The following is an 8,293-nucleotide window of genomic DNA, read 5'->3' as shown; positions in this document are numbered from 1 at the left end:
GGGGGGGGGGCGGCCCGTGGTTCCCCCTGAGACTAGCACGCTATACGGGGGGCAAAGGCGCAGATGATTTCTAGGCGCGAGATTGCCTATGGTTCTTCCTCCATGGCCTGGTTTTTGGCGGAGTTCTCCGGTTTTTGACCGAGGCAGCGAGGAAGTGGATGGAAATCAACCTCGACGAGCCTACCCGGCCCCAGCTGGCATCCATCTTCGGCTGGTCAAGTCGCTGGATCGGTGAACTACGGTCGAAGGGAGACCTGCCGGCGGACGGCGCGTCACTCTTCGAGAACATCGAAGCTTGGGCGCAGATGAAGTACGGCGTCGATCCCAACGCTGATCCGGACGCGCTTGATAAGGAACAGCAGCAAGCGCGGCTCGCCAAAGAGCAGGCAGACGCCAAGGCGATGGACAACGCGGAGCGCCGCAAGGAACTTGCTTCTCTACCGGACATGGTCGCCGCTGGTGCGGGCGTGATCGTCATGATCGTCGCCCAGCTGCAGCAGGTCGGAGCCAGGGTCTCCAAGGGCGATACGAAACTGCGCGCGCGCATCGACGCGGAGATCAACAACGTCCTCACCGACTTGAGCATGGCGCGGATCGAAGAGGCACGCGGCGGGGGCTTGGATGAGGGCGAGCCCGAAGAAGAAGGAGGAACCTGAGCCGTATCGCGCACCGGGCGCGCACGGCGTTTCGCTGGCACGAGGATGGCTGGCAGCATGCAAGCCGCGCGAGCGGCCGCCGCTGTCGAAGTTCATGGCAGAGCATGCGCGGTCGGACGACGGCGCGCGCATCAGGCCCTTTCCATTCCAGGCCGACATTGCCGACGCCTTTACGGACCCTGAGACTTCGCAGCTATCGGTCAGGAAGAGCAGCCGCATCGGCTACTCCACGATTCTTCAGTGCTTCGTCGCCTGGCGGATCAAGTTCGATCCTGCTCGCACACTGATCTACCAGCCTACGATCGACGACGCAGAGAAGTTCAGCCGCGACGATCTCGACCCGGTGCTGCAATGGCCCGTCGTCCGGTCGGTCGCGACGTTCAAGCCACGGCATGCCGACAATCAGATCCGGGCCAAGCGCTACAAGGGCGGCTGGATTCAGATCAAGGGCGCGAACAGCCCGAAGGAATTCCGGCGCGTCACCGCTGACGACGTGTTTCTCGAGGAATGTGATGGCTATCCTTGGGCGTCGAAGGAGGAAGGAGACCCGGCGCGCCTAGCCTATAAGCGCAACCTGACTTCTCCGCGTCGCTTCAGCGCGGCCGGCTCTACACCCAAGGTCAAAGGCTTCAGCCGCATCGACCTCATGTTCGAGCAGGGCAGCCAGGAATTCCGGTACGTCCCGTGCCCGCACTGCGGCCACGTTCAGCAGCTGGTGTTCGGCGATGGGACTGGCGCCGGGATACGGTGGGCACCGAAAGAGCATCCGACCCGTGCTTGGTATCAGTGCGAGACGGGCTGCGAGATCGACGAGGCTGAGAAGCCTTGGATGGATGAGCAAGGCGAGTGGCGAGCTCATAACCCGGTCGCGTTCCCGCGGCATCGTTCGTTTCATATCTGGGCAGCATACAGCCAGCATCCTGGTGCGGCTTGGCTGGAAATTGCGCGCGAGTTCATGGAGGTGCGGAAGGATCCGAACCTTCTGCGGACGTTCGTCAATCAGGTGTTGGGCGAGGCTTGGGCCGAGCGCGGCGAAGCGCCGGAATGGCAGCGCCTTTACGATCGCCGGGAGAAGGCGATGCTGCTTGGCATTCCGTCGGCAAAAGCCGGTTTGCTGATCGGCGCCGCAGACGTCCAGCGCGGCGGCGGCGGCCGCATCGACATGGATATATGGGCGTTCGGCCCTAACCAGCGCCGAGAGTTCGTTGAGCGGGTCGAGGTGTTCGGGTCTATTTCGGACAAGGCGACCTGGAAGAAGCTTGATCAGCAGGTCGCCCGCACTTGGACGACCGAAGACGGCAGGGCGATGCGCCTCGCGCGCGTCGCCATCGATTCCGGCGACGGCGAGAATACGATGGAGGTCTACGGGTGGGCGCGGCGCCATCCAGGCTTCGTGATGGCGGTGAAAGGCCGCCATGCGATCGCCAACAACCAGCTTATCGGGGCGCCGAGCTGGCAGGATGTGACTGTAAACGGCCGGAAACTGAAGAAGGGTGTCCGGCTCTGGAACATCGGCACGTCTATGGCGAAGCTTGAGCTGTTCGGCGACCTCGAGAAGGAAAGGCCGGTCGACGGCGAGGATTATCCCCACGGCTACGTCTTTCTGCCGGACGGCACATCGGACGAGTGGGTCAAGCAGCTCGTTGCCGAAGAGCTCAGGATCATACGCCTGCGCAGCGGCGGTTTCCGGCGCGAATGGCACAAGGTTCGCGATCGCAACGAGGCGTTGGACAACGCAGTCTACGCGCGAGCGGTGGCATTTTCCTTGGGTGTCGATCGCTGGCGCGAGACAGATTGGCAAAAGGCGCGCGGCGAGTTCGCCCTACCCGGGCCGCCCGCGCAATCGGTGACGAAACCTATGCCTGACGGTCGGCCGGCGCCGGCACCACAGGCCAGCGAACATACCAACCCTGCCAAGCGTGCCTCGAAGCCGCGCAAGGCGAACCCATTCACTAGCAACAGGAGGTAGGCATGGCTTGGTCCGTTACCGACCTCGAAAAACTGCAGGCGGCGGTGTCGTCCGGCGTCCGCTCCGTCACGTTCGCGGATGGCCGCCGCACCGAATATCAGTCGCTCGACCATGTTCTGGCGGCAATTAAGGTCGTGGATGCCGAGCTGCGTATGCAGGCGCAAGCGACCAACGGTTTGGTGCGTCGTCGCGTGCCCTACTATCGTAGCGGTCTCTGAGCGTGGCGCGGTACACCTTGCTTGACCGGCTCTTCGGTCGCGGCACGGATCCAGCTCCCCAGCCGGTGGCACCTCGTCAGCGCATCGCGCGCGGCGGGCCGCGGGCAGAATACGACGGCGCCACTTTTGGGCGGCGTGCTGCCGGCTGGCGGCGCACGCAACGCGATGCGAACGGTGAGCTATCTCCGGCGGTCATGGCGGCGCTGCGCGGAATCGCTCGCGACTTGGTCCGCAACAATCCCTTCGCCGCTCGCGGCGTCGCAACTATCGCCAACAATATGGTCGGCACCGGGATCACCTTTCAGGTGTATCGGGATGGGAAGATCGACAACGCGCTGAATGCCAAGGCGCGTGCCCATTTCGATACCAGCTCCTGCGACAGCGGCGGCCGGCACGATCTCTATGGTCTCCAGCTACAGGCTGCTCGAACGATAGTGGAGAGCGGTGCGGTGATCATGCGCCGGCGCTGGCGGCGCGCTTCGGACGGCTTGCCGCTGCCTATGCAGCTTCAGGTGCTCGAGCCAGATTATATTGATCCGTCGAAACACGGTCCTTTGGACACCGCACCTGGGTCGAATGGCGGCTTCTTGGTGAACGGGGTACAGTTCAACCCGATCGGCGCGCGCGAGGGGTACTGGCTCTATAGTGGTCATCCGGGGAGCGCCCGACCCAGCTCGCTAGGCTCGACCTTCGTACGAGCCACAGACGTTGCCCACGTCTTTCGTGCCGATAGGCCGGAAATGGAGCATGGCGCGACCTGGCTTGCGCCGATTGTGCTTCGCATGAAGGACTTCGCGGACTTTGAGGACGCGCAGCTGACGCGGCAGAAGCTCGCATCGGCATTCGTCGGCGTCGTGACCGGTGAAGATGACGGCGCCGCGATACCGGGCATCGCGTCTGATGAGGCGATCGATGATCGCGAGCCGCTCGATTTCGTGGAGCCGGGGACTTTCCAATACCTCCGGCCAGGTGAGGAAGTGAACTTCTCTAGCCCCCCCGGCGTCGACGGATACGCTGATTACACAAAGGTATCGCTTCGCGCGATCGCGGCAGGGCTCGGTGTTCCATACGAGGCCCTGACCGGGGACCTGTCCAACGTCAATTTCTCGTCCGGCCGGATGGGCTGGCTCGAATATCAGCGGTCACTCTCCGCCTGGCAGTGGACGATGTTCATTCCGCAGTTCTGCGGTGCAGTGAGCGCCTGGATGATCGATGCGCTGGAATTTGTCGGCGAGGATGTGACCGGGGTCACCGTTCGCTGGACCCCGCCCGGCCGCGAAATGATCAACCCGTCGGAAGAGGTGAAGGCGTCGCGCGATGCGATCCGGGCCGGCGGAAAAACGATTTCTCAATGGGCACGCGAGCGCGGCGAAGACCCCGACACGTTCCTCGCCGAAGCTATCTCCGACTTCAAAAAGCTCGATGAGCTTGGCCTCATATTCGATTGCGATCCGCGCCGCGTCACGGCGGTCGGCAACCCGGCGGAAGCCGCTAATCCGGCTACGGCCGGCCCAGCCCAGGGGGCTTAGATGACCGAAATCCTTCTATACGGCATTATCGGCGACGAGTGGGATGGCCTTGATGCCAAGACCATTTTCGGCTTGATCGCTGGCGGTGACGATGACCTCGTCGTCCACATCAACTCGCCCGGCGGCTACGTCATGGAGGGGCTGGCGATCTTCAACGCCTTTGCCGGCGCGAAGGCCGCGGGCCGCAAGGTCACGATGCATATCGACGGCCTCGCCGCTTCCATGGCGTCGGTTATCGCTATGGCCGGCGAAGAGATCATCATGGCCGACAATGCCTTGATGATGATCCATAACCCTTGGGATGTCGCGATCGGCGATGCGCGCGAACTGCGCGCCGCGGCGGACAAGCTCGACATCATCCGCGACCAGCTCGTTCGCATCTATTCCGGCCAGACCGGCCTCACGGCTGACGAACTGGTCCCCATGCTCGACGCCGAAACGTGGCTGACGTCCGAACAGGCGCTCGAGCAGAAATTCGTCACGTCAGTCGTCGAGGCGTCCATCGCCGCGGCCTGCGACGTCACCGCATTCGGGTTCCGCAAGGCCCCGGAGACCCCGCGCATCTCCGCAATGGCGATGATCGGCAAGCCCAAGGCGGCCGCGTCCGCTCCTCACCGTCCACAGGAGAAAACCATGGACCTCTACAAGACCCGCGCGGCGCTGGTTGCCGCGATCGCCACGTTCCAGAAGGATGGCGGCACGCAGACCGAGACCGACAAGATCACTGCGTCCGCCATCGCACTCGACGCACGGGATGCCCTGCCGGCAACCGGTGCGCTCGCTCTGACCCCGGCAGCGGCCAACACTTCCGCCGCGGCCCTCACCACGACCGACGTGCAGAATGCGGTTTCCGCCGAGCGCACCCGTACCGCGGGCATCCGCGCGCTCGGCACCAAGCACGGCTTGGCGGCCGACTTCATCGACGACATGGTCGCAGATGGCACCACGCTTGCGGCCGCCCGTGAGAAGATCCTCGACAAGCTGGCGGAGAATGGCGACGCGGTGAACGTCGGGCATAACAGCCCGGCGCGCGTGACGGTCGATCAGCGCGACAAGTTTCGCCAGGGCGCCACCAACTGGCTGCTCGTCAAGGCGGGCGTCGCCAACCTCGTCGAGAAAGCGGCGGCGATGAAGGGCGAGACCATCAAGGTCGATCCCGGCGAGTTCCGCGGCATGCGCAACGTCGATCTGGCGCGCGAATCACTCGAAAACGGCGGCACTAACACGCGCGGCATACGCGACCCCGACACCATCGTCCGCCAGGCGATGACGTCGCAGGGCGCGGTGATCACGCAGACGACCAGCGACTTCCCCGTCCTGTTCGAAACCGCGATCCATCGCATCCTGCAGGCCGCCTATGCGACCACGCCGGACACGTGGACCCGCTTCTGCGGTATCGGCACGGTGACCGACTTCCGTCCGCATACCCGCTATCTGCGCGGCAGCTTCGGCGCGCTCGATACGGTGAACGAGGCCGGCGAGTTCAAGAACAAGCCGATCCCCGACCTGGCGCGCGAGATGATCGTCGCCAAGACCGTCGGCAACATGATCAACCTGTCGCGGCAGGCGATCGTCAATGATGACATGGACGTCTTCTCCGGCCTGGCCGTGGATCTCGGCCGCGCCGCCAAGCTGACGATCGAAGTCGACGTCTATGCGCTGCTCAACAGCAACCCGGTGATGAACGACGGCCTCCCGCTGTTCGACGCCGCGCACGGCAACCTTGCCGCAGTCGGCGCCGCGCCGTCGGTCGCAGCATTCGATGCCATGGATGCCGCCATGGGCGCGCAGAAGGACATCAGCGGCAACGAGTATCTGGAGATCGGCCTCGATCGCCTGCTGGTCCCGCGGAGCCTGCGCGGCGCCGCGATCACGATCAACGGCAGCGAATACGATCCCGACGCCGTCAACAAGCTGCAGAAGCCGAACATCGTGAAGGGACTGCTGAGCGACGTCATCGCGACGCAGCGCCTGACCGGGACGGCCTATTACGGCTTCGCCGATCCGAACACGGCGCCGGCGCTCGAGGTCGTGTTCCTGAACGGCGTGACCGAGCCGTTCACCGACAGCCAGGATGGCTGGCGCGTCGATGGCGTCGAATGGAAGGTGCGCCACGACTACGGCACCGGCGCGGTCAACTACCGCTCCGCCTACAAGCAGCCCGGCGCCTAACAGGCGGCACCTGAGACAGGAGGGCGGCCTGTCGGCTGCCCGCCTCATTCTGGAGATATCCCATGAAGTTCATCACGCTTCTGAGCGCCGCCTATGTCGGCGGTGCACTGCGCCATCCGCACGAAGGCTCGATCCCCGTGTCGGATGACGATGCCAAGCGACTCGTCGATGAGAACCTTGCCGTCGATGACACGGACGGGTTCACGGAGGACCAGATGGCAGACGTCCCCGAGGAGTCGATCACGATCGCCTCGGGTCCGATCTCGTCGACCAGCGCCGAGAACCCCCACCTCTCGCAGGTCGCCCCGGCGCCCATCCCCGAAGCCAAGCCGGGCCGCAAGCCCGCCTCGAAGGAGTAAGCCGACATGGCACGTAATTTCGTTCAGCCGGGTGATGCGCTCACCCTCATCGCACCGCGTACGCTGGCCAGCGGTGACGGCTTCGTGGTCGGCGGTATCTTTGCCGTCGCGCTCGCGGCCGCTGCCACGGGCAAGCCCGTCGAGGCACGCCGCGTCGGCGTGTGGGACCTTACCAAGGCCGCGGGAGCCGCATGGACCGCTGGCCAGAAGGTCTATTGGGACAATACCGCCTTCAATGTCACTGCGACGGTCGGCACCAATATGCTGATCGGTGCCGCAACGCAGGCCGCGGCGTCGGCTGCCGTGGTCGGTCGGGTGCTCGTCACCGGGCAGGTCGCCTAAAATGGACCCGTTCGCCGCGGCGCTGGATGCATTGTTCATTGCACCCGGCTCCGTGGCGGCGGTCTATGCCTCTGGTGATGGATCAGCGCCTCCCACGGGCGTTCGCACCATCCGCGATCAGCGAACGGAAGAAATGCCGATTGGCAGCGGTCCGGTGCCAACCAACCTGAACCTGCTGTTGCTTCGTCGATCCGAGGTAGCTGTCCCTGCGGCCGGCGACCGGTTGCAGGTTGGCAATTTTGTTGGGGTCGCCCCAGGCGATCCGCTGTTCGAGATCATGGGTGAACCCTGGCTCGACACAGAGGGGCTGACATGGTCCTGCGAGATGCGGCCGATCTCATAGTGCTTACGACCAAGGTCACCGGCCCGGATCTGGACAAGATCCTATCCGGCACAGAGCGCGAGATCGCCGGCTTTCTGACCGCAGCGATGCGCGACACGACCAACGAGGTGAAAGAGGCCTTCCGCGCCGAAGTGCGGGCTGCCGGCCTCGGTCACCGCCTCGCCAATGCGGTCCGCGGCGTCGCCTATCCGAAAGTGAAGAATTCCCTCGAGCCGACTGGATGGATTTATGCGCAGCCGTCCAAGGACGGACGAGGCGCTGCGGCGATCATCGAAAGCTATGCCACTGGCGCGACCATTGTCGCGCGCGCCGGACGCCGGCTTCTGGCGCTGCCTACCGACGACACGCCGAGAAAGCGCCAGGGCGATGCGCTAAGCCCTGATGAAGTCGAGGCAAAGTTCGGCCGCAGACTGATCCTGATCATGGCCAATGACCGAGGATTTAGAAGCCCGAGCGTGCGTAAGACCGGCACGGTCGCCTATCTCGTTCTCAAAGGGCTGGTGATTCGGAAATCCAGCGGCCGTTGGCGCAATGCCTCAGATCGCGAGCGCGCCGGTACGACCCGCAATCCGCGCCAGCTGCAGTCGGTCATCATGTTCAACCTGGTGCGCGCGGTGAAGAAGCCGAAGTCGGTCGATTTGTCCGGTCCGGCGATCATCGCGAACACCCGGTTCGAGGCGAACCTCAATGCGCGCTGGAGGTAGG

Annotated in this window: 9 protein-coding genes; all 9 read left to right on the top strand. The window is 64.3% G+C overall.

The window, feature by feature from the left end; translation table 11 throughout:
• The first annotated feature begins 158 nt into the window (after positions 1-158).
• The 9 genes from NV401_RS18450 (at position 159) to NV401_RS18410 (ending at position 8,292) form a co-directional block, all read left to right on the top strand.
• Positions 159-656: a terminase gene (locus tag NV401_RS18450; protein WP_261295929.1), complete on the top strand. Its 498-nt coding sequence runs from the start codon at positions 159-161 to the stop codon at positions 654-656.
• Complete coding sequence (locus NV401_RS18445) at positions 622-2,625, top strand: phage terminase large subunit family protein (RefSeq protein ID WP_261295928.1); 2,004 nt, start codon at positions 622-624, stop codon at positions 2,623-2,625. Before NV401_RS18450 ends, NV401_RS18445 begins: the two co-directional genes overlap by 35 nt.
• 2 nt (positions 2,626-2,627) lie before the next feature.
• Entirely contained in the window at positions 2,628-2,843 is a 216-nt protein-coding gene (locus tag NV401_RS18440; protein ID WP_261295927.1) for a phage head-tail joining protein, read from the top strand.
• A gap of 2 nt (positions 2,844-2,845) precedes the next feature.
• Positions 2,846-4,372 (top strand): phage portal protein, encoded by a 1,527-nt coding sequence (locus NV401_RS18435; protein ID WP_261295926.1) that lies wholly within the window; start codon positions 2,846-2,848, stop codon positions 4,370-4,372.
• Complete coding sequence (locus tag NV401_RS18430) at positions 4,373-6,544, top strand: ClpP-like prohead protease/major capsid protein fusion protein (RefSeq protein WP_261295925.1); 2,172 nt, start codon at positions 4,373-4,375, stop codon at positions 6,542-6,544.
• Positions 6,545-6,606: 62 nt separating this feature from the next.
• Positions 6,607-6,903: a hypothetical protein gene (locus NV401_RS18425; protein WP_261295924.1), complete on the top strand. Its 297-nt coding sequence runs from the start codon at positions 6,607-6,609 to the stop codon at positions 6,901-6,903.
• Positions 6,904-6,909: 6 nt separating this feature from the next.
• Positions 6,910-7,245, top strand: coding sequence for a DUF2190 family protein (locus NV401_RS18420; RefSeq protein WP_261295923.1), 336 nt, complete (start codon positions 6,910-6,912; stop codon positions 7,243-7,245).
• A gap of 1 nt (position 7,246) precedes the next feature.
• On the top strand, positions 7,247-7,588 hold the full coding sequence (locus tag NV401_RS18415; protein ID WP_261295922.1) for a head-tail joining protein: 342 nt from the start codon (positions 7,247-7,249) through the stop codon (positions 7,586-7,588).
• Positions 7,558-8,292 carry a DUF6441 family protein gene (locus NV401_RS18410; RefSeq protein WP_261295921.1) on the top strand — a complete coding sequence of 245 codons (735 nt, stop codon included), beginning with the start codon at positions 7,558-7,560 and terminating at the stop codon, positions 8,290-8,292. Before NV401_RS18415 ends, NV401_RS18410 begins: the two co-directional genes overlap by 31 nt.
• The last annotated feature ends 1 nt before the right edge of the window (position 8,293 follow it).

The sequence above is a fragment of the Sphingomonas hylomeconis genome (genome assembly GCF_025370105.1).
Lineage (GTDB): Bacteria > Pseudomonadota > Alphaproteobacteria > Sphingomonadales > Sphingomonadaceae > Sphingomonas > Sphingomonas hylomeconis.
Note: the sequence above shows the minus strand (reverse complement) of the source record. Positions and strands in the feature narration are given on the sequence as shown.